Source organism: Bacillus sp. YH3-2-B2 (assembly GCF_053663335.1).
The window spans coordinates 713952-736348 of the sequence record NZ_JBSJQE010000001.1 but is presented as its reverse complement, the minus strand read 5'-3'; the positions used below and the strand labels follow the sequence as shown (position 1 = coordinate 736348).

General features: G+C 46.7%; 23 protein-coding genes. All 23 read right to left on the bottom strand.

The window, feature by feature from the left end:
* Positions 1 to 2076, bottom strand: coding sequence for a type I DNA topoisomerase (gene topA / locus ACWJJX_RS03690; RefSeq protein ID WP_003154274.1), 2076 nt, complete (start codon positions 2074 to 2076; stop codon positions 1 to 3).
* A gap of 181 nt (positions 2077 to 2257) precedes the next feature.
* Positions 2258 to 3157, bottom strand: a complete 900-nt coding sequence (gene dprA / locus ACWJJX_RS03685; protein ID WP_077722193.1) for a DNA-processing protein DprA — start codon at positions 3155 to 3157, stop codon at positions 2258 to 2260.
* A gap of 64 nt (positions 3158 to 3221) precedes the next feature.
* Positions 3222 to 4124: a succinate--CoA ligase subunit alpha gene (gene sucD / locus ACWJJX_RS03680; protein WP_316275771.1), complete on the bottom strand. Its 903-nt coding sequence runs from the start codon at positions 4122 to 4124 to the stop codon at positions 3222 to 3224.
* Positions 4125 to 4152: 28 nt separating this feature from the next.
* On the bottom strand, positions 4153 to 5310 hold the full coding sequence (gene sucC / locus ACWJJX_RS03675) for an ADP-forming succinate--CoA ligase subunit beta (RefSeq protein ID WP_003154283.1): 1158 nt from the start codon (positions 5308 to 5310) through the stop codon (positions 4153 to 4155).
* A 174-nt stretch (positions 5311 to 5484) separates the two neighbouring features.
* Positions 5485 to 5766: a FlhB-like flagellar biosynthesis protein gene (locus tag ACWJJX_RS03670; RefSeq protein WP_007409769.1), complete on the bottom strand. Its 282-nt coding sequence runs from the start codon at positions 5764 to 5766 to the stop codon at positions 5485 to 5487.
* The gene (locus tag ACWJJX_RS03665) at positions 5763 to 7466 is read right to left on the bottom strand and encodes a glycosyl transferase (RefSeq protein ID WP_454022745.1); all 1704 of its coding nucleotides are present in this window, start codon (positions 7464 to 7466) and stop codon (positions 5763 to 5765) included. The genes ACWJJX_RS03670 and ACWJJX_RS03665 overlap by 4 nt, the downstream gene beginning before the upstream one ends.
* Positions 7467 to 7482: 16 nt before the next feature.
* Positions 7483 to 8250: a ribonuclease HII gene (locus tag ACWJJX_RS03660; protein ID WP_094246942.1), complete on the bottom strand. Its 768-nt coding sequence runs from the start codon at positions 8248 to 8250 to the stop codon at positions 7483 to 7485.
* 72 nt (positions 8251 to 8322) lie between these two features.
* Positions 8323 to 9171 carry a ribosome biogenesis GTPase YlqF gene (gene ylqF / locus ACWJJX_RS03655; RefSeq protein ID WP_070081818.1) on the bottom strand — a complete coding sequence of 283 codons (849 nt, stop codon included), beginning with the start codon at positions 9169 to 9171 and terminating at the stop codon, positions 8323 to 8325.
* Between the two features lie 142 nt (positions 9172 to 9313).
* Entirely contained in the window at positions 9314 to 9661 is a 348-nt protein-coding gene (rplS, locus tag ACWJJX_RS03650) for a 50S ribosomal protein L19 (RefSeq protein WP_003154288.1), read from the bottom strand.
* Positions 9662 to 9801: 140 nt separating this feature from the next.
* On the bottom strand, positions 9802 to 10533 hold the full coding sequence (gene trmD / locus ACWJJX_RS03645; protein ID WP_454022744.1) for a tRNA (guanosine(37)-N1)-methyltransferase TrmD: 732 nt from the start codon (positions 10531 to 10533) through the stop codon (positions 9802 to 9804).
* Positions 10530 to 11054, bottom strand: coding sequence for a ribosome maturation factor RimM (rimM, locus tag ACWJJX_RS03640; RefSeq protein WP_003154290.1), 525 nt, complete (start codon positions 11052 to 11054; stop codon positions 10530 to 10532). The genes trmD and rimM overlap by 4 nt, the downstream gene beginning before the upstream one ends.
* A gap of 4 nt (positions 11055 to 11058) precedes the next feature.
* Positions 11059 to 11445: a YlqD family protein gene (locus tag ACWJJX_RS03635; protein ID WP_003154291.1), complete on the bottom strand. Its 387-nt coding sequence runs from the start codon at positions 11443 to 11445 to the stop codon at positions 11059 to 11061.
* Positions 11446 to 11535: 90 nt separating this feature from the next.
* On the bottom strand, positions 11536 to 11781 hold the full coding sequence (locus ACWJJX_RS03630; protein ID WP_007611392.1) for a KH domain-containing protein: 246 nt from the start codon (positions 11779 to 11781) through the stop codon (positions 11536 to 11538).
* Positions 11781 to 12053: a 30S ribosomal protein S16 gene (rpsP, locus tag ACWJJX_RS03625; RefSeq protein ID WP_003154296.1), complete on the bottom strand. Its 273-nt coding sequence runs from the start codon at positions 12051 to 12053 to the stop codon at positions 11781 to 11783. Before rpsP ends, ACWJJX_RS03630 begins: the two co-directional genes overlap by 1 nt.
* A gap of 105 nt (positions 12054 to 12158) precedes the next feature.
* Positions 12159 to 13499, bottom strand: coding sequence for a signal recognition particle protein (ffh, locus tag ACWJJX_RS03620; RefSeq protein WP_003154298.1), 1341 nt, complete (start codon positions 13497 to 13499; stop codon positions 12159 to 12161).
* Positions 13500 to 13512: 13 nt separating this feature from the next.
* Entirely contained in the window at positions 13513 to 13845 is a 333-nt protein-coding gene (locus ACWJJX_RS03615) for a putative DNA-binding protein (RefSeq protein WP_003154299.1), read from the bottom strand.
* A 121-nt stretch (positions 13846 to 13966) separates the two neighbouring features.
* The gene (locus ACWJJX_RS03610) at positions 13967 to 14737 is read right to left on the bottom strand and encodes a phosphotransferase family protein (RefSeq protein WP_025851293.1); all 771 of its coding nucleotides are present in this window, start codon (positions 14735 to 14737) and stop codon (positions 13967 to 13969) included.
* An 83-nt stretch (positions 14738 to 14820) separates the two neighbouring features.
* A complete protein-coding gene (gene ftsY / locus ACWJJX_RS03605; RefSeq protein WP_003154301.1) occupies positions 14821 to 15810 on the bottom strand; it encodes a signal recognition particle-docking protein FtsY in 990 nt (329 codons plus the stop codon).
* 19 nt (positions 15811 to 15829) lie between these two features.
* On the bottom strand, positions 15830 to 19390 hold the full coding sequence (gene smc, locus ACWJJX_RS03600) for a chromosome segregation protein SMC (RefSeq protein ID WP_070081815.1): 3561 nt from the start codon (positions 19388 to 19390) through the stop codon (positions 15830 to 15832).
* Positions 19391 to 19491: 101 nt separating this feature from the next.
* Positions 19492 to 20241 (bottom strand): ribonuclease III, encoded by a 750-nt coding sequence (gene rncS, locus ACWJJX_RS03595; protein WP_003154303.1) that lies wholly within the window; start codon positions 20239 to 20241, stop codon positions 19492 to 19494.
* Positions 20242 to 20379: 138 nt separating this feature from the next.
* Positions 20380 to 20613: an acyl carrier protein gene (gene acpP / locus ACWJJX_RS03590; RefSeq protein WP_003154310.1), complete on the bottom strand. Its 234-nt coding sequence runs from the start codon at positions 20611 to 20613 to the stop codon at positions 20380 to 20382.
* A gap of 84 nt (positions 20614 to 20697) precedes the next feature.
* A complete protein-coding gene (fabG, locus tag ACWJJX_RS03585) occupies positions 20698 to 21438 on the bottom strand; it encodes a 3-oxoacyl-[acyl-carrier-protein] reductase (protein ID WP_454022743.1) in 741 nt (246 codons plus the stop codon).
* A complete protein-coding gene (gene fabD, locus ACWJJX_RS03580) occupies positions 21431 to 22384 on the bottom strand; it encodes an ACP S-malonyltransferase (protein ID WP_007409759.1) in 954 nt (317 codons plus the stop codon). The genes fabG and fabD overlap by 8 nt, the downstream gene beginning before the upstream one ends.
* Positions 22385 to 22397 lie beyond the last annotated feature (13 nt).

Below are 22397 nucleotides of genomic sequence, written 5' to 3'. Positions count from 1 at the left end.
CTACTTCTGTGGTTCTTCCTTATAATCGCATTCGACGCATTGGACTTGTATGCCTTTTTTAAGCTTTTTCTCTACGAGCATATTTTCACATTTCGGGCATTTTCGTTCAATCGGTTTGTCCCAAGATACGAAGTCGCATTCAGGATAACGGTCACAGCCGTAAAAGACGCGTTTCTTTTTTGATTTTCGTTCGACAATATTTCCTTCATGGCACTTAGGACATTTTACGCCGATTTGTTTAACAATCGGTTTTGTATTCCGGCAGTCAGGGAAGTTGGAACACGCCATAAATTTACCGTATCGGCCCATTTTATAAACCATCCGGGAGCCGCATAATTCACAATCTTCATCTGCGTATTCAGGTTCAATTTCCACTTCTTTCATTTCAGCTTCCGCTTTTTTCACGCGTTTTTCGAAATCGGTATAGAAGCTGTCAATGATTTGAACCCATTCTGTCTCGCCATCTTCAACATGGTCAAGGTCCCTTTCCATTTTAGCCGTGAATTCAACGTTGATGATTTCCGGGAAAAACTCCATGATAAGATCCAGCACGATCTGCCCAAGCTCAGTCGGCACAAACCGTTTATTGTCTAATCCCACGTAACCGCGGCGCTGGATGGTGTCAAGAGTCGGCGCATATGTCGAAGGACGGCCGATCCCCAGTTCTTCAAGCGTTTTAACCAGGCGCGCCTCTGTGTAACGCGGAGGCGGCTGAGTAAAGTGCTGCTCAGGCTCAATATCTTTTGATAAAACCGTGTCTCCCTCTTTAAGGTCCGGAAGCATGCGGTCTTTTTCTTCCAGCTGATCGTCTTTACCCTCTACATAGACTTTCATGAAGCCGGCGAATTTGACTTTACTTCCGTTTGCCCGGAATGTCAATCCGTTATTGCTGAGATCGACGCTCATCGTATCAAGTACGGCAGGCGCCATCTGGCTTGCAACAAAACGCTCCCAAATCAGCTTGTATAGTCTGAGCTGGTCTCTTCCAAGCACCGCTTTTAAGTCGGCAGGTTTTCTGAGCACCGAAGTCGGGCGGATCGCTTCGTGGGCATCTTGAGCGTTTTCATTTTTCTTTGCCGGTTTCCGTTTTCCCGCTAAGTACTCTTTTCCGTATGCCTGATCAATAAAAGCTGACGCCTCTTCAACGGCTGTATTGGAAATCCGCGTTGAGTCCGTTCTCATATACGTGATGAGTCCGACTGTCCCTTCTTTGCCGAGATCAATTCCTTCATATAATTGCTGAGCGATCATCATCGTTTTCTTCGCTCTGAAATTCAGCTTCCTGGCAGCCTCCTGCTGCAGAGTGGACGTTGTAAACGGCAGAGCGGGATTTCGTTTGCGCTCTTTTTTTGTCACCTTGTCAACTGTATACTTATTGCCTTTCAGCTGAGCAAGGACGGCTTTTACGTCTTCTTCGCTTTTTAAAGGAAGCTTTTTGCCGTTTTTCCCGAAAAATCCGGCTTCAAACGTCTCTTTTCCCTTTAAAAATGAGCCGGTAATCGTCCAGTACTCTTCAGGTTTAAAGTCATTGATTTCCTTTTCCCGGTCGATGATCAGCCGGAGCGCAACGGATTGCACACGGCCCGCACTGAGGCCTTTTTTTACTTTTTTCCAAAGAATCGGGCTGATTTTGTATCCGACGAGTCTGTCTAGTATGCGGCGCGCCTGCTGCGCATCGACAAGATCCATATTAATCATGCGCGGATGTTTAAATGATTCTTTAATGGCGTCTTTCGTTATTTCATTAAAGACGACCCGGCAGTCCGAGCTGAGATCCAGATCAAGGCTGTGTGCGAGATGCCATGCAATCGCTTCCCCTTCTCTGTCGGGGTCGGCTGCGAGATAGACTTTTTTTGCTTTCTTTGCCGCTGTTTTTAATTCTTTTAAAACAGGGCCTTTTCCGCGGATCGTAATATATTTCGGTTCAAAGTTCTGTTCGATGTCAACTCCCATTTGACTTTTCGGAAGATCCCGGACATGTCCCATTGAAGCTTTGACTTTATATTTCTTCCCTAAATAACGTTCAATCGTTTTCGCCTTTGCCGGCGATTCCACGATGACTAGATAATCAGACATTTTCATCCCCCTCAAGAGGTGTTCTCTCTCTTTTCAAGTATCAATTCATTTTAGAGCTGCCTTTTTATGGCTTTCAACATTTCATTCTTTATGATGAACGTCATTTTATACATGAAAATAATATGCAACTTTAAATCCTCACTATTATTAAATATTACAATACCGTTTGTCAAACGATATTTCAAAAGGGTTCCGTATACTGAACGCATCGGGCGGTCAGCTCTCCGTCAATATCCTCTGCGCATAATACAGCTTTCGCCCCTTCTTGAATGAGTTTTATAGGTCCTCCGGAATATGGATTAAATATGGAACCCGGAACGGCAAATACCTCTCTGCCTTGATCGAGGGCCTGGTAAGCTGTGATTAATGAACCGCTTTTTTCTTTTCCCTGCACGACCACAATTCCTTCACTTAGTCCGCTGATTATGCGGTTTCTCATCGGAAAATGCCATTTTTTCGGCTTTGTTTCAGGAGGATGTTCTGAGAGTAGGAGATGGTGTTCAGCCATGTATTCTGCTAACAGGAGATTTTCCCGGGGATAGATGTGATGGAATCCGCCGGCTATCACGCCGATCGTAAGCCCTTTTGCCCTGATGCTCGCCTTATGAGACAATCCGTCTATACCGGATGCAAGCCCGCTTACAATGACCCAGCCTTTTTTTGAGAGTTCGGCGGAAAGATGCCCAGCCGCTTTTATTCCGTCTTCCGTCGGTTTCCGCGTTCCTACAATCCCGATTTTTCTGCCTTTTTCAAGAAGCGGCGTGTTTCCTTTTGCATACAAGACAGCCGGCGGATCATAAATCGCTTTAAGCCATGTTGGATAGCGGGTTGATGAAATCGGAATGACAGTAATGCCTTTGCGGCGGTAATCGGACAGAACTTCATCAAGTTCCGGATCCTTGCGCTCTATTTCCCGAAAAATTGCTTCGGGCACTGTTTTCCCTTCTGATAAAACAGTTAATGGATGCGGATCCGGTAAAAAAGACAGAGAGTGATCAGCTTTCCACCATTTTAATAGAAGAGACGGGGAAATGATTTGATTAATACTGCAGACCATTAAACAGCGCGATGCTTGATCCAAATCTGGCAACCTCCTCTTTTTTCAGCAAAAACAGGAACAGCCGTTACGGCTGCCCCTGCTTCGATCAGTGCGTTTTGCACGTTTCAAATAAGCCTTTTTCTTTTAACACCTTAATCAGCGTTTCACCCATTACAGAAGGGGTTTCCGCTACTTCAATTCCGCAGGCGTTCATCGTTTTGACTTTTTCTTCTGCCGTGCCTTTTCCTCCGGAGATGATGGCGCCCGCATGGCCCATGCGTTTTCCCGGAGGCGCGGTTTTACCGCCGATAAAGCCGACAACAGGCTTCGTCATGTTCGCTTTCACCCACTCAGCCGCTTCTTCTTCAGCTGTGCCGCCGATTTCTCCGATCATGATGACGGCATGTGTTTCAGGATCTTCATTGAACGCTTTTAACACGTCAATAAAGTTCGTGCCGTTGACCGGATCGCCGCCGATCCCTACAGCGGTAGACTGGCCTACGCCGGCTTCTGAAAGCTGATGGACGGCCTCGTATGTCAATGTTCCTGAACGGGATACAACGCCTACATGACCCTTTTTATGAATGTATCCCGGCATAATGCCGATCTTGCATTCTTCAGGTGTAATAACACCCGGACAGTTCGGCCCTATTAATCTCGTTTTCTTGCCTTCCATAAAGCGCTTCACTTTCACCATGTCCAAAACCGGAATGTGCTCAGTGATACAAATGACAAAATCAATTTCCGCGTCAACCGCTTCCATAATTGCGTCCGCCGCAAACGGAGCCGGCACGTAAATGACTGACGCATCAGCGCCCGTTGTATGAACCGCTTCTGCGACCGTATTGAATACCGGTACGCCTTCTGCTTCCGTTCCGCCTTTTCCAGGTGTTACACCGCCAACGATATTCGTGCCGTATTCCAGCATCTGCTTTGTATGAAATAAAGCGGTAGAACCTGTAATCCCCTGTACAATAACTCTTGTATCTTTATTGATAAAAACACTCATTATCTGGTCCCCTGCCTTTCATTCTTTCCTAAACTAAGGATACGATTTTCTGTGCGCCGTCTGCCATTGATTCCGCAGATGTGATGTTTAAGCCTGATTCATTCAGGATTTTCTTTCCTAAATCTACGTTTGTCCCTTCAAGGCGCACGACCAGCGGCAATGTCAATCCGACTTGTCTCGTCGCTTCAACAACGCCCTCGGCGATAACATCACACTTCATGATGCCTCCGAAAATATTAACGAAAATTCCTTTTACGTTTTGATCGGAAAGAATGATTTTAAAAGCTTCCGTCACTTTTTCTGCGGTTGCGCCGCCCCCGACATCAAGGAAGTTTGCAGGTTCTCCGCCGTAGTGTTTAATGATATCCATTGTAGACATTGCAAGACCCGCGCCGTTTACCATACAGCCGATATTTCCATCAAGGGAAATGTAGCTTAAATCGTATTTTGACGCTTCGATTTCTTTCGGATCTTCTTCATCTAAATCTCTGTATTCCATAATGTCTTTTTGTCTGTATAACGCATTGCTGTCGAAGTTCAGCTTAGCATCCAGCGCCATGACGTTTCCGTCCCCCGTAACGACGAGAGGGTTGATCTCGGCGATGGAGCAGTCCTTCTCAACAAATGCTTTATATAAACCGAGCATAAATTTAGCGGCTTTGCCGACAAGCTCTTTCGGGATGTTAATTGCGAATGCAATTTCCCTTGCCTGATAGCCCTGAAGGCCGACAGCCGGATCAATTACCGCTTTTTTAATTTTTTCAGGTGTTTTTTCCGCTACTTCTTCAATCTCCGTTCCGCCTTCTTCAGACGCCATTAAAACGATTCTTGAAGTAGCGCGGTCAAGTACAAGCCCGACATAGTATTCCTTTTTAATATCGCAGCCTTCTTCAATAAGTAAGCGTTTTATTACTTGTCCGTCCGGACCCGTTTGATGTGTGACGAGCGTCTTGCCTAACAGTTCTTCGGCATACTCTTTCACTTCATCTTTTGTTTTTGCAATCTTTACCCCACCAGCTTTGCCGCGGCCGCCAGCATGGATTTGCGCCTTTACGACATAAACCGAGCTTGACAGGCTCTCTGCTTTTTCAACTGCTTCCTCTGCTGTAAAAGCCACTTTACCTTCAGGAACAGACACCCCGTATTTTCTGAGGACTTCTTTTCCCTGGTACTCATGGATATTCATTTCCCATCCTCCTAACTTATGTAGCAAAACTAAAAATAGACTGCGCTTTCATTCTATATAATACTGGAAGAATTGTCTAGGGTTCAAAACAAAATCTTTATATCCTTCCAAACATTCTAACTTTTATTTTATTGAAAATATAAATTTAAACGGAGTCCGGGAAATGAATGGTCCTTATTTTTCGTTTTTCAGGGTTTCGTCCAGTCTGTAAACAAATGAAAAAATTTCGGCAACGGTTTCATAGAGCGCCTCCGGTATCTGATCGTCAACCGTCAAATGGCGCATTAATTCGACAAGGGTTCTGTCTTCCTGAATGGGGACCCCAGCCTTCTCAGCTTCTTTTATAATATTTTCCGCCACATGCCCCCTGCCTGTTGCGACAACCTTCGGGGCTTGGTCTTTCTGCCGGTCGTAATGCAGGGCGACAGCTCTTCTTAACGGCGTTTGCTCTTTCATATTTTCACATCCACTTTTCTTCCGCCGTCTTTTTCTATAAACTCTTCCACAAGAGCGCTCTGGTCTTTCGGGCGCCGTTTTTTAGACGTGACGCCTGACAGGCTGAAGCCCGTTTCTTTTACGGCTTCTTTTAAAGCCGGTACGAGAGGGTCGATGGCCGCCTGAAGCTCAAAATCAGTCTCAACCGTAATGGTCATTACATTTTGCTGAATCATGCAGTCCACAACGGTTTCTTGCAGTGTTTCAAGATGCAGCAAAAACAGGAGCCTGCAATGTGACGGATCAAGTTTTCCGTCCGGCTTCTTCCGTCCTTTAAAGAGAACTGTGATATCATTCTCATACGCGGACGCTCCCAGCGGAAATGACAGCACCATCTGCGTAAAAGAAGGGTTATGCTGCTCAATAAACAGCTGGCCGTTTAATTTATGAATAAGCGGTTCCGCCTCTTGTTTAACGGATTGGGGCGCTTCTTGAAGCGTCCGGACGGCTTGGAGGGCCGTTTTCAGCGCTTGTTTCTCCGGCTGCGGAGATACGCCTTTTTCAAGCGCTGTAATGAATGATAATTCATCACGCGTGCCCAATCCTTTTTTGATTTTCTGCAAAAGGCTTAATACATCATCTTTTTCCGCATATTTCAATTCGGTGAGCTGAACGGCTTTTCCGAAAACAGCCGCCTCCTGTTCTGTCAGATGTGCGTTTTGAAGAACAGGTGCTGTTTTAAATGTTTTTTCTTGAGAAATGAAAGCCTTAATGATCTCCGCCGTTACTTTTACTGGGCGGTTTTCAGTTTTTTCTGCCGATGTCATTAATTTTTCTATAATCTGTTTTGCCGTTTTTTCAGGAAGTTCCGGATCTGTCCGTGCACTCGGAGGAGAAGGTTGGCTTGAGACTGCCTTTCCGTTTTCACGAGTCTCTCGGACAAATGGTGATTGTTTTGATTCCGTCCGTTCTCCTTCATCCATCAGCCCGGTTTCTGAGATCGGCATGCGTGCAGCCCCGGCAAGCTTCTTCAAGAGACGTTCTGCATGAAGATCCGTTTCCGCGTTTAACACGTCAGAAACCGCCTCTTTGAGCACAGACAGCTCTTTTGCCGATTGCGGAGCCTGATTGATTGCCTGAAGCAGTCCTGAGAGGAGGCGACGGGTCGGAACCGGATATTTAACGGCATGAATGGCTGACAAGACTTCCGGATGTGCGGGCAGTTCCCGTTTCAGCGCAAATACGATTGTTTCCGCCGCTTTTTTCAATTCGGAGGCCGGAAGCGATTCAGCCCAGCGGATGCAGGCTTTGAGGCTGTTTTCCGTCATCGGCAGCTTCTGCTGCATAAACGTTTCGGCAATCTGCAGAGACACAGGGCCCGGTTTGACGGAAAGTGCGTTTAACAGTCTACCCGCCGCTTCCTGAACGGTTTTCGGGCTTCCTTCGAATTGGTCGATGACATGAAGCCGGCCCGTTTTTTCCGCCGGCTGTCTGTCATAAGAAAACCAGTAATACGCCTGCGGTCGGAGGGCGGTTTCAAGCTTTCCCTGCATCGTCCGGCCGCCGATCTGGATAAGAGCGCTTTGATCGTCCAGCAAACGGAGAACCTTCCCTAACAGCAGCCTTTGAGCGCCGCTGTCTTTACCGCCGTCCTGCCGGTCCGGAGGGATTTCCGCCGTCAGCTGTCTGAAAGCCGCTTGGATTTCGCCGCTAATGTTCATGTCTTAAGCCTCTTTTCTAACAATAAGATTGAACGGGAGCGAACGTTTTTCGGTGAATAGTTGTCGGTCCGTATGCCTGAAGAGCTTCAAGATGTTCTTTCGTTCCGTAGCCTTTATTTTTTTCAAAGCCGTACATGGGGTAGGTTTTGGCGTACTCAGCCATGAGACGGTCCCGCGTTACTTTTGCTATGCAGGCTCCGGCGGCAATTGACACGCTTTTGGCATCCCCTTTTATAACTGATGACTGCGGAATGTCAAGCGGAAGGGTCATGGCATCAACAAGCAGATAATCAGGTGTTTCCGTTAAAGCATTGACGGCTTTTACCATCGCCAGTCTCGCAGCCTCATAAATGTTGATCCGGTCAATGACGTCCGCATGGACAATGCCGACTCCTACAGCCGCCGCTTCTTCCGTGATCCGGCTGTAATACTCCTCGAGCTTCTTTTCCGACAATTTCTTCGAGTCCGTGAGACCGAGAATCTCGCATTCTGCCGGCAAAATGACGGCGCCGGCGACAACCGGTCCGGCAAGCGGCCCTCTTCCGGCTTCGTCAACACCCGCAATCAGGCGGAAGCCCTTTTTGGATGACAGTCTTTCGTATGCCGTCATGTTCAGCCATTGCTCTTTAAGAGCTTTTTCCTTCGCGTGCTTTTTCAGCCATTGCTCTAAAAGCGTCTGTACGCTTTTTCTCGGGTCTTTCTCACATTGGGCAAGGAAGGGGTCGCTTTCGTCCCTGATCTCTTGCAGGCGTTCTTTTACGCTTTTTACGGTTAATGTATTCACGTTCTCTTCTCCCTTACATTATGTATATCGGTATTCTGCGGAAAAAATAAAGACCCGCATCGCTGCGCGTCTTTATTCTGATGGTGCTTCAAATGAAAGCCTGCCGAATTTTTCCGTACGGATGTCCCGAATGATGACTTCCGTTGTTTTATCATAGTCAACCATTCCGCCGCCCATCAAACAGCCGCGTTTTTCACCGATCGCGTCGAAAAGAGCGGCGATATCCTCAGGGATTTCCTGAAGTCCGTAGCGCTCCTTCAAACGGTCGGGATAATGCTCTTCCAGAAAGCGCAGCCCGAAAACAGCCACATCCTGCAGGTTGATAATCGTATCTTTAATCGCCCCGGTGATCGCCAGGCGCAAGCCGACAAGCTCATCTTCAAATTTAGGCCATAAAATTCCCGGTGTATCGAGCAGCTCTAATTCCTTGCCTACCTTTACCCACTGCTGTGAAGTGGTAATGCCGGGCCTGTCTCCCGTCTTGGCAATGTTTTTTTTGGCCAGCCGGTTAATGAGCGTAGACTTGCCGACATTCGGAATGCCGATGATTAATGCGCGGATTGCTCTCGGCCTAATGCCTTTTGCTTTCATTTTATCGAACTTATCCTTCAACAGCTCTTTCGAGGACGGCACGATTTGATGCAGTCCCTGCCCGTTAACGGAGTTTATTGAAAGAGAGGGAATGCCCTGTTCCTGAAAGTGGTCCTTCCACTGGGCAGTCACAGCCGCATCCGCCTTATCGGCTTTATTTAAAAGCATAATGCGCGGCTTATTTTTTAAAATCTCCTCAATCATCGGATTTCTCGATGACATCGGGATTCTCGCATCCACCAATTCGTATACGATATCAATTAATTTCAGTTTTTCTGTTACTTCCCGTCTCGCTTTAGCCATATGGCCCGGGAACCATTGAATGGTCATGTGACTTCGACACCTGCCTTATTTACCGGAACCGGATGTTCCGATGATCTCTTATGTATTTTACGTTGCTTGTTCCGCTTTTACAAATTTCATATAAAAAAAGAGCCTGTTACGGGTAACAAGCTCTTTTCGTTCGTTATCATTATCGTCTGATTTCTTTAATACGAGCCGCTTTTCCGCGAAGTTCACGCAGGTAGTAAAGCTTAGCGCGACGTACTTTACCGTAACGTACAACTTCGATTTTCGCGATTTTTGGTGTGTGTACAGGGAATGTACGTTCAACGCCAACACCGTAAGAAATCTTACGAACTGTGAACGTTTCGCTGATTCCACCACCACGACGCTTGATCACAACACCTTCGAAGATCTGGATACGCTCACGGTTACCCTCAACAACTTTTACGTGTACACGTAAAGTGTCACCAGGACGGAACGCAGGAAGATCAGTGCGAAGCTGTTCTTTTGTGATATCTTGAATTAGTTTTTGCATCGTTTTCAACTCCTTCCAACAGATGCTCTTGGCCACAACTGCAAGGCACAGCGGAACATCGTTTTCAAGCTTCTGAAGGATAAGCCTCCTTAAGCCACAAGTAGTATCTTATCATATCTTCATCACCTGCGCAATAGAATCTATTCGTTTTCCCACTCGGAAATCCATTTTCTTTGCTCATCAGTGAGAGGATAGTTTTCAAGAAGATCCGGACGTCTTAAAAAGGTTCTTCTAATTGATTCTTTATTGCGCCATTCTTGTATTTTGGCATGGTTGCCGGACAGAAGGGTCTCAGGCACTTTTAAGCCTTTATAATCTGCTGGCCTCGTATAGTGCGGATGCTCTAAAAGCCCCGTGCTGAAGGAATCCTCCACGTGGGATGCTTCTTTTCCGAGGACGCCAGGCAAAAGCCTGACAACGCTGTCGGCAATCATCATGGCAGGGAGCTCTCCCCCGGTCAGCACAAAATCCCCGATGGAGATTTCATCAGTGACAAGATGTTCCCGGATCCGTTCATCATACCCTTCATAATGTCCGCAAATAAACATGAGATGTTCCTCTTCCGCCAGCTCCTCGGCTTTCTTCTGCGTATAACGCTCACCTTGCGGGCAGACGAGAATAATGCGCGGCTTGGCGTCCGTACCGGCTGTCAGCTTTTCAACCGCATCAAATACGGGCTGCGGCTTTAACACCATCCCGGCTCCCCCGCCGTACGGGTAATCATCAACCGTTTGGTGTTTATTATCCGAAAAAGCCCGGAAATTGATGACGCCAAAACGGACAGCCTCTTTTTCCTGTGCTTTTTGCAGAATGGATGAGCCGAGCACCCCTTGAAACATTTCGGGAAACAGTGTTAAAAAGTCGATTTTCATTCGTCTATTAACCCTTCCATTACATGAATCTTAATTTTCTTCTCATTTATATTAATATCCTTTACCACAGAAGCAATATACGGAATGAGCGCATCTTTTTTGCCTTTTCTTGCAACCACCCATACGTCATTAGCCCCGGGCGTCAAGATTTCCTTCACTGTGCCGATCAGTTCCCCGTCTTCTGACACAACCTCGCAGCCGATGATTTCATGAAAATAAAATTCATCTTCTTCAAGCTCTCCCAAGTCTTCTTCAGGGACTTTGATCACCATGTTTCTTAAGTGTTCGACTTCATTGAGACTCGGCATTTCTTTGAATTGCAGCAGGTGAAACTGTTTGTGGAGCCTGTGGGCGCTGACCGTTACTTTGATTGGCTCCGCAGCCCCTTCCGCAAACAAATAGAGCGTATTGCCGGGCTTGTACCGTTCTTCGGCAAAGTCCGTTTTAGAAATGACCCGCACTTCGCCTTTAATGCCGTGGGTATTTACAATTTTGCCTACATTAAACCATCTGTTTGTCATATTATCACCTCGGGCGGATTTCAATTACTACCCCGTCTTTTATGACGATGGTATTTGCCGCTGTTTTTTCATGCCAGTTATCACCGACATTGATTGAAAGCAGCGCATCGATCTCCTTTTCCTTCACTTCGCTTCCAAGCGGGAGCGACTCTGTCTGGCTTATTTGGAAATCGATCATTTTGATTTTGTCTTGTCTTTTTTCAATGGCTTTTTTAAAAGATTCCGCTACATCGGGATTCTGCTGATCTTTTTCATGTTTTCTAAGCTGAAAATAGAGCTGGCTGCATTCTCGTTCAAGCGTTTGCTTTTTTTCTGCAAAAGAGGCCAAAAGCTTTTCCTTGCTTTGCTCGGTCAGAACCTGCATAACGGTTACCCTGTGAATAATCTGCATAGGACCAGACTCCCCACTCTTCCAACATATTTCTGTTCATTTGCCTTTTTTACGTGTAAAAAAAGGGGAGGTGCCGGCCCTCTCCCTTTTTCAGTCAAATATTTCAAATTGAACTTTCTTAGAAGACTGTGCGCCAGCTGCAAAAACGACGGTTCGAATCGCTCTTGCAGTCCGGCCTTGCTTTCCGATAATCTTACCGGTATCTGACTTATTGACAGATAAGCGCAGCGCAATCTTTTGATCAGTCTCTTCCTTTGTGACCGTTATGTCTTCCGGATGGTCGACAAGCGGAGCCACAATGCTGACAATCAAATCTTCCAAGTTCTGATCAGTCATTACTTGCCTTGTTTAGCGTTGTGGAATTTTTCCATAATTCCTTGGCTTGAGAACAAGTTGCGGACTGTATCAGAAGGTTTAGCTCCTGTTTGAAGCCATTTAAGAGCAAGCTCTTCGTTGATTTTCACTTCAGCCGGCTTTGCAACCGGGTTGTATGTGCCGACTGTTTCGATGAAACGGCCGTCACGCGGTGAACGAGAATCTGCTACAACAATACGATAGAAAGGAGATTTTTTTGCTCCCATACGTTTTAAACGAATTTTTACTGCCATTTTACTAGCACCTCCGAAAATATTTCAACAAGATAGTATATTAACAATGATAAAAGTGTTTGTAAAGTGTTTTTTCTTAACAACGGTTTTATCATGTATAACCGATTACATAAAAGGTAATTTAAAGCCTTTTTTCTTCCCTTTTGACATGTTGGTCATCTGCTTCATCATTTTTTTCATTTCCTCAAACTGCTTTAAAAGACGGTTGACTTCCTGAACGGATGTTCCGCTTCCTTTGGCAATCCGCTTCCGCCGGCTGGCGTTAATAATATCCGGCTGTTCTTTTTCAAGAACAGTCATTGATTTAATGATCGCTTCCACATGATTCAGCTGTTTTTCATCGACTTGGATGTTTTTTAAGCCTTTCATTTTGCCTGCGCCGGGCATCATTTGCAGCAGTTCGTCAAGAGGCCCCATGTTTCGGACCTGGCCGAGCTGCTCCAGAAAATCATCCAATGTGAAGCTCATCGTTCTCATTTTCTGCTCAAGCTCTTTGGCTTTGTCTTCATCAACGGTCGCCTGAGCTTTTTCAATCAGCGTCAGCACGTCACCCATTCCGAGAATCCGGGATGCCATCCGTTCAGGATGGAACGCTTCAAGAGCATCGAGCTTTTCTCCCATTCCGGCGAATTTAATCGGCGTTTCGGTGACCGCGCGGATAGAAAGCGCCGCACCTCCGCGGGTATCCCCGTCAAGCTTTGTTAAAATGACGCCCGTTAAACCGAGCTGGTCATTAAAGCTTTTGGCGACGTTTACCGCATCCTGACCGGTCATTGAGTCGACGACAAGGAAAATTTCCTCAGGATTTGCGACTTCCTTTACACCGGAGAGCTCATCCATCAGTTCATGATCGATGTGCAGCCGTCCGGCGGTATCTAAAATCACATAATCATGATGCTCTTCCTTCGCTTTTTCAATCGCCTGTCTGGCAATTTCCACCGGGCTGACCTGATCGCCAAGCGAAAAGACCGGCATATCAAGCTGTTTCCCCAGTGTTTCCAGCTGTTTAATCGCGGCGGGGCGGTAAATATCCGCAGCCACGAGCAGCGGTTTGCGGTTATGTTTTTTGCGCAGCAGGTTGGCAAGCTTCCCCGTGGTTGTCGTTTTACCGGCACCTTGGAGCCCGACCATCATAATAACGGTCGGCGGGCGTTTGGCGGCGGCAATTTTGCTTTCTTCGCCGCCCATCAGCTCGGTAAGCTCTTCTTTTACGACTTTAATAACCTGCTGACCGGGTGTCAGACTCTGCATGACGTCCTGCCCGACAGCCCGTTCACTTACTTTTTTCACAAAATCCTTTACGACTTTAAAGTTAACGTCAGCCTCAAGAAGCGCAAGACGGACTTCACGCATCATCTCTTTTACGTCTTGTTCGCTGACTTTTCCTTTTCCGCGGATTTTTGAAATCGTCTTTTGCAGTCGGTCGGCTAATCCTTCAAATGCCATTGTTTGCCGCCTCCTAATCTAATTTCTCAAGCGCTTCAATCAGAGCCGTCATTTTTTCCTCTTCCTGCAAGCCGGAAGCAAGCTCTTTCAGCTTTGTAAACATTTCTTTACGCTCCTGAAACTTTTTAAAAAGGAGCAGTTTTTCTTCATATTGTTCAAGCATCGCTTCAGTCCGTTTGATGTTATCGTAAACGGCTTGCCTTGAAACGTCATACTCTTCGGCTATTTCACCAAGGGAGAAATCGTCCAGATAATAAAGCGACATATAGCTCTTTTGTTTTGACGTCAGCAACGACTGATAGAAGTCAAACAAATAGTTCATTCTCGTCGTTTTTTCGAGCGACATTTGAGCTCTCCCCTTTGTTAAGTCAAATCCCTTTACAAAAACTTAGTTTACATGGTTTCAGAGCGTGTGTCAAGTTTTTATCTTGTCAAAGCATGATGCTCTTTTTACATAATAAGTGTTTTCAAAAAAATTCATACAGACCGTCGTTAAAATACTCGAATTCTTGTTTTGATACACGATAGCGGCAATAGCCTTCGTAAAAAGCATTGAGACATGATTCATTTGTGACAAAACGACTGATCGCTAATGATTCATCATAACGCGGATCTCCCGCCGATATTCCCGCAGCATCGATAAACAGATAGACCTCTCCGTCTCTCACCAGCACATTATCAGTCGTGCAGTCACCGTGAATCATTGTCTGCTGAACAGGAACAGGCCTGTACCTGTCCAATTCCTTCAATAGCTCTGCACTTCCTTCAGCTTGTCCTTTTTTGACATATTCCCCGGCTCGTTTGATTTGCAGATCGAGCCAGTCTGTTTCCGGCTGTAAACCAGAGACCATTTCGGTTTCATGCAGCCGCTGCAGAAACTGGCCGAAACTTTTGATCAGCTTTTTCTTTTCAGTATCCCCTTTGGCTTTTCTTAAAGCCGAAGTCAGGGTGATTCCATCCTCAAATGACATGATGATATGGCTGGCATGCTGTTCCTGTATCATCCCATAATAAATAGGAACAGGCAGACGACGAGTTTCCGTCAGTTGTTGTAAAACGAAGGCTTCTCTCATTAACCATTCCCGATACTTCTGTTGAAAAGAACTTTTCAGCAGAAATGCGTCTTGGCCGGTCACTATTTTTCGAACGGTTGAAGTGCCTCCCTGTTCATCCAGCAGCGACATATGGTTTATCGCGCCGATCTTACTTTCCAATTCAGCTTTAAGCCATTTGTCCAACAACTGTCCCCTCCATTCCGATCTATCAATGCGTATAAAAAAACGAGTATAAAACCGTCCATTTTATACTCGTTTTTTATTCATTAATCCTCGGCTTTTTCAACTAAATCCGAAAAGAGACCGTATACGTAAGATTCTGCATCAAACCGCTGGAGATCGTCAACCTTTTCTCCGAGGCCGACCAGTTTCACGGGGATGTGAAGCTCATTGCGGATCGCCAGGACGATACCGCCTTTTGCGGTGCCGTCAAGCTTCGTTAATGCGATACCCGTCACATTCGTCGCTTTGGAGAATTCTTTCGCCTGCGCCATCGCATTCTGACCTGTCGTCGCGTCAAGCGCGAGGAGAACCTCATGCGGAGCCTCAGGCACTTCGCGTTCGATGACGCGTTTGACCTTTTCAAGCTCTTTCATTAAGTTAACTTTATTCTGAAGGCGGCCGGCCGTATCACAAATCAGCACATCCGCTCCTCTTGCTTTAGCCGCGTGTACGGCATCATAAATAACCGCCGCAGGGTCGCTTCCGGCAGCCTGCTTAATGACAGGCACGCCTGTACGCTCTCCCCACACTTCAAGCTGTTCAATCGCCCCGGCTCTGAAGGTGTCTCCGGCAGCGAGCACAACGGATTTGCCTTCATTCTTCAGCTTATGGGCAAGTTTTCCGATCGTTGTCGTTTTTCCGACGCCGTTTACCCCGACAAGCAGAATAACGTTCAAACGCCCGTCCTGAATATTTAATTCAGAAATCTGTTCGTCGCCGCTGTTATAAATGTCGACAAGCTTTTCAGAAATGACGGACTGCACTTCCTGAGGATCCTGGATGTTTTTCAGCTTCACTTCTTTCTTGAGCTCATCAATCAGCTCCATGACGGTTGTAAAACCTACGTCAGCGCCAATCAGCACCTCCTCAAGCTCCTCGAAGAAATCCTCGTCGACTTTCCGGTAGCGGGAGACGAGTTCGTTCACTTTATTTGAGAAGGAATTTCTTGTTTTTTCAAGACCATCTTTAAATTTTTCAGAGACGGAGTCTGTCTGTTTCGTGATTTTCTCTTTTAATTTTTTAAAAAAGCTCATCTTTCAACCTCTTTCCTCGTTACTGAACGAATTCTTTTGTTTCTTCCAGTTTGACCGAAACCATTCGGGAAACGCCGGATTCCTGCATCGTAACACCGTAGAGGACATCCGCTTCTTCCATGGTGCCTTTTCTGTGGGTGATGACGATAAACTGGCTGTCGCCGCTGTATTTTTTTAAGTATTGCGCAAACCTGAATACATTGGCTTCATCAAGCGCAGCTTCCACTTCATCAAGGACGCAGAACGGCACGGGCCTTACTTTCAGAATAGAGAATAAAAGGGCAATGGCAGTCAGCGCCCGTTCTCCCCCTGACAAAAGATTTAAGTTTTGCAGTTTTTTGCCCGGAGGCTGCGCGATAATGTCCACTCCGGAATTAAGAAGATCATTCGGATCAGTCAGCTTCAGTTCAGCCCGTCCTCCTCCGAATAAAGAACGGAACACGTCGTTGAATTGAGAACGGATCTGGATAAACGTTTCATGGAATCGCTTCGTCATTTCAGAATCCATTTCTTCAATGACTTGAAACAGTGTGTTTTTCGCTTCCGTCAGGTCATTTTTCTGCTCTGTTAAAAACTGATACCGTTCGTTTACCCTTTCAAACTCATCGATGCTGCCGAGATTGACCGTTCCGAGCTCTTCAATTGAAAGCTTGATCAGTTTGACTCGTTTTCTCGCCTCTTCAGGCTCGAGTTCAAGCTGATATTGTTCTTTTGCCCCTTCAAAGGATAAGCTGTACTCCTCGCGTAAATATTGCAAGAGATTATCAAGCTCAACTTCCATCCGGCCGAGTTTTACCTCTTCATCTTTCAGAATGTCCGTTTTTTGCTTGTACAGACGCTTCATCTCTTTCAATTCAAGCTCGTTCGTATCAAGCGCCCGCTGGAGCTTCACACGCTGGTCGCGCCGGCTGGCGATCAATTCGATCGTTCTCGTTTTATCGTGAAGCTTATGATGGGCTGCTTCTTCAAGCTGCTCCTCTCCGCTTGTGCTGGACGTCATCTCTGAGGTCAGGAGGCTTAAATCTTCCCGTGTTTCTTTCAGAGCGAGCTGCGTTTCTTCAAGCTCTTTTTTCAGCCTTTTGAGGTTGTCTTCCTCACTCGAGCACGCCTGTTCTTTTTTCGCAGCGGCCACTTTACATTCCGTCAGTTCATGAGAGAGCGTTTCTTTTGTTGAGGATAGGGTCTGCTTTTGTTTTGTCAGCCTTTCCATCTCTTCCTCAAGCTCTTTCAGCTGGCCGGATGCCTCACTCAGCTGTTCTTCCAGAGCTGATTTGCGCGTCTCTTTTTCCCGGCTGCTTTCCGTCAGTGATGCTTTCTCCTGGTCGTAAAGCTCCAGATGGGTATTGATGTTCTTTTCAGCAACTTCGAGTTCATACAGCCTGCCTTTTACATCCTGCTGCTTTGTTCTGAAAGCCTCACCGTCTTCACGGAGACCGCTCAGCGTATGTTCAAGCTCTTGAATGGCCTGCTTCAGCGCTTTGACCTCTTTTTCGAGCAGAGCTGTTTTTTCTTCCATTTCGGCAAGCCGCGCAGTCACCGTCTCAAGCTCGCGGCTTCTGCCGAGCAGAGAATTGTTTTTCTTTTTGACCGCGCCGCCTGTCATTGATCCGCCTGGATTGACGACATCGCCCTCAAGCGTCACGATGCGGTAGCGGTGCCCGAGAAGCTTGGCCAGTTCATTCGCGCCTTTTAAATCTTCAGTGATCAGCACGGTGCCGAGAAGGTTTTGAATGACATTCCGATACGCCGCGTCATATGTGACAAGCCCGCTCGCTGTGCCGAGGAAAGACGGATGCTTTGAAGCCGTCTGTTCATCACGGGTTTGGAGCTGGCGCGGTTTCATAACCGTAAGCGGCAGGAACGTCGCGCGGCCGAAGGAATTCTGTTTTAAATATTGAATCGCTTTCCGCGCCGCCTGCTCATCGTCTGTGACAACGTGCTGCGCCGCTGCGCCGAGTGCAATCTCGATCGCCGTTTCATATTTTTGTTCGGTCGCAATCAGTTCGAGAACGGCGCCGCGGATGCCGCCGAGCTGCTCTTTCTGCTTCAGCACTTCTTTTACGCCTTGGTAAAATCCTGAAAAATCGCCTTGCATCGTTTCAAGCATATCTTTTTTGGATCTGGCCTGCTGGACGAATTGATATGCCTGATACAGCGCTGATTCTTTCTTTTCATACTGGCGTTTTTTCTGTTCATATGCTGTCTGGACTTCGCGAAAGCGGACGACCTGATTGTGAATATCCTCTTCAACGGCGGCCAATTCTTCTTCGCACGCCGCTTTGCGGACTGCAATATCGTTACGTTCTTCAAGGTATTTTTCATTGTTTGCGGTCAGTCTCGCCTGCTGGACCGCAGATTGGGACATCTGATCATCTAAAAGCTGCAGCTCGTTGCGAATCGACGCCTGGCTGTTTAACAATTCAAAGTAATCGCTTTTTAATTGTTCGATTTTCTCTTCTACATTTTCATTATGCAGACTGAGAGCCTGCTGCTTTTCTTTCACCTGGGCGTTTAACCGCTTCACTTCCGCACGAAGTTTATCATAGACGGCAGACTGCTTTTCAATGTCCGCTTTCAGTTCGGCTTCTTTGTTCGTGTAATGTGTAACGGATTCCTCTAGCTGTTCCCGGTTTTGCGCGGCGTTTTTTTTACGCTCTTTCAGCACTTCTTTCCGGCCTTCCAGCTTTTCCAGCTCTTCACTTGTCACGAGCAGAACCTGCTGCAGTTCGTTGACGGATTCATCAAGCGCGTGGATTTTATCTCTCGTCTCTTCTATCATCGCTTCTTTTGCGGACAGAGCCGATGATTCCGCCAATTCTTCTTCTTTAGCAGCCTGCACCTTGTCTTTTAAACCCGACCATCTGCCATGCAGTTGTTCGATGTCAAAGGCGGTAAGGGCGATTTCGACATGCTCAAGCTCTTTCTTTTTTTCTAAGTAGTCTTTGGCGATTGATGCCTGGATTTTCAGCGGTTCAACCTGATCTTCAAGCTCGTGGAGAATATCTTCCACCCTGTTTAAGTTATCCTGCGTCTCAAACAGTTTGTTTTCCGCTTTTTTCTTTCTTGTTTTATATTTCAGCACGCCGGCAGCTTCTTCGAAAATACTGCGGCGGTCTTCCGCTTTGCTGCTGAGAATCTCTTCGACTTTTCCCTGGCTGATAATAGAGAATGCTTCTTTTCCGAGCCCGGAGTCCATAAATAAGTCAATGATGTCTTTCAGGCGGCACTGCTGATTGTTGATGAGAAATTCACTTTCTCCGGAACGATACACCCGTCTCGTCACGCTGACTTCATGATAATCGATCGGGAGAAATTGATCTTCATTATCAAGCGTTAACGTGACTTCGGCAAGGTTCAGCCGCTTGCGCGAATCACTTCCCGCAAAAATGATATCTTCCATTTTTCCGCCCCGAAGCGAGCGTGCCGATTGTTCGCCGAGCACCCAGCGGATGGCTTCGGTAATGTTGCTCTTTCCGCTGCCGTTCGGACCGACAACGGCCGTGACGCCTTTTACAAAGTCAACGGATATCCGTTCTGCAAATGATTTAAATCCTATAACGTCTAAACGTTTGAGGAACATCCCAGATCCTCCTTATCGTATAAGTATCTCAATATTATCATAATCACCCGCTTATATCAGGCGCAGACATACTGAAATCCCCCTAGGGATACAGGGGGATTTTATTGTTTCGTATGATGTTTTTGCAATTTTGCAAGAGCTTCCTGTGCCGCATGCTGCTCGGCTTCTTTTTTGGAACGTCCGTTCCCGATGCCGAGCGCCTCACCTTTAAGAGAGACCAGCGCCTCGAATTCCCGGTTGTGGGCAGGCCCTTTTTCATTGAGAATTTTGTACTCAAGCGATCCTTTTCCGTCCCGCTGTACAAATTCTTGAAGCTGGCTTTTGAAATCCATCACATGAGAAAAAGCACCATCGTTTATTTTAGGGAACACGTACTCTTTCAGGAATTGCTGAACCGGCTCAAGGCCCTGATCCAGATACAGTGCGCCGATAAACGCTTCAAACACATCCGCTAAAAGCGCAGGACGCTTTCTGCCGCCCGTCATTTCTTCTCCTTTTCCCAAGAGAACAAGATCGCCGAATGACAATTCGTGGGCAAGTGAGACGAGTGACGGCTCGCATACGATAGCGGCTCTCAGCTTCGTCAAATCTCCTTCACTCATGGCCGGATATTTGGCAAATAAGAATTGGGAGATCGTCAGTTCCAAAACAGCGTCACCTAAAAATTCAAGCCTTTCGTTGTCTTCATACGGCTTTTTCCGATGCTCATTCACATAAGATGAATGTGTAAATGCTTGATACAAAAGTTTCTCGTTTTGAAAATGAACCGAAATCCGTTCTTGGAACTCTTTAAATTGCTCTATTTTTTTATAGAACTTTTTTTTATCTTTAAAATGTGAGTGTTTTGACATAGTAACCTCCATAGGCACATCAGGTTCACCGCGCTCCCCGCCGTAAACGGAATCGGCAGCGCGTACAGCGTCAGACGCCGGTAACCGAACGATTAAAGGGCTAAAGCCCCGCTGTCAGGCGGGACTTTTAGCATCAGCTTATTGCTGGTTTTGTATGTAGTTCACAGCGTCGCCGACTGTTGCAATCTTTTCAGCATCTTCGTCAGAAATCTCCATATCAAACTCGTCTTCAAGTTCCATAACAAGCTCAACTACATCTAGGGAATCAGCACCTAAGTCTTCCTTGAAAGAAGCTTCAAGTTTGACGTCAGCTTCATCAACGCCAAGGCGGTCTACGATGATTTTCGTTACACGCTCTAATGTATCTGCCATAGCAATTCACCTCCCCTCAAGTATTATAGAGGATTCGTTTTTAAAAAACTAGAGAAACTAGGATGAAATTTTAAAAACAAATCTTTACATCACCATTCCGCCGTCAATATGAAGGGTTTGGCCCGTCATATAACGCGATCCTTCAGAAGCAAGGAACGTAACAACGCTGCTGATATCGGAAGGATCACCGAAACGCGCGAGCGGAATCTGCTTCAGCATTTCATCTTGGACTTCTTTAGAAAGCTTGTCCGTCATATCCGTGGAAATAAAGCCCGGAGCAATGGCATTGACCGTAATATTTCGGCTCGCAAGCTCTTTGGCTGATGACTTCGTTAAGCCGATTACTCCGGCTTTTGCCGCCACATAGTTTGCCTGGCCGGGGTTTCCGCTGACGCCGACGATTGATGATACGTTGATAATCCGGCCGGAGCGCTGTTTCATCATCTGTCTTGTAACGGCTTTCGTGCAGTTGAATACACCTTTTAAGTTAATGTTGATGACATCATCCCATTCATTATCTTTCATTCTCATCAGAAGATTATCTTTGGTGATCCCCGCATTGTTCACGAGAATGTCGATTGAAGAAAATGCAGCGACAGCCTCTTTCATCATGTTTTGTACTTCTTCGGAATTTGATACATCGGCTTTTACCGCGATCGCGTTTCGGCCCAAAGATTTGATCTCATCTACGACTTCGTTCGCTTTCGCTTCATTCCCGGAGTAGTTGACTACTACGTTACAGCCGTTTTTCGCAAGATCAAGCGCGATCGCCCGCCCGATTCCGCGGGACGCCCCCGTTACCACTGCTGTTTTTTCATTAAGCATCCTGATTCTCCTCCTTCAGTGTTTGAATCGCCAGTTCGATGGTTTCATGGTCAGAAACCGCGATTGTTTTAAGGCGGCGGTTCACTTTTTTCACAAGGCCTGAAAGCACTTTTCCGGGCCCGATTTCAACAAACGTCGTGACGCCTTCGTCAATCAGTTTGTTAATGGTTTCTTCAAAGCGAACAGGCGAATACAGCTGTTCGATCAGTTTTTTCTTGATATCGTCTTTTTCTGTCATAACGTCAGCCGAAACGTTTGAAATCACGGGAACAGCCGCATTTTTCAACTCACAGGCGCTGAGCACCTCCTCGAGTTTTTGCGCTGCCGGCTTCATTAATTCAGAATGGAACGGTCCGCTTACTTCTAATGGGATCGCCCGTTTGGCTCCGTTGTTTTTCGCTTCCTCTGAAGCCAGCTCCACGCCTTTTGCCGTTCCGGAAATGACGATCTGGCCGGGGCAGTTCAGGTTTGCAAGCTGTACGAGATGACCGTTTTCCGTCACTTGATCCGTCACCTTTTTCAAGGACTCCGCATCCATTCCGAGAATAGCAGCCATGGCGCCTTCTCCGGCCGGCACGGCTTCATTCATGAATTCTCCCCGTTTTCTTACCGTGTAAACGGCATCTTTAAATGTCATCGCTCCCGCCGCAACAAGCGCCGAATATTCTCCGAGGCTGTGGCCGGCGGTGAAATCAGGGGTGATGCCGGATTCTTTAAACTTTTCCAATACGGCGATGCTCGTTGTCAACAGCGCGGGCTGCGCATTGTATGTAAGGGTCAATTCTTCAGCGTCACCTTCAAAAATGAGCGAGCTCAGCTTTGTTTCAAGCGTTTCATCCGCTTCATCAAAAATACGTTTTGACGCTTCTTCGCGTTCGTACAGGTCTTTTCCCATACCGATATATTGTGATCCCTGTCCGGGAAATAAAAATGCAATCTTACTCATGATGCGGTAACCT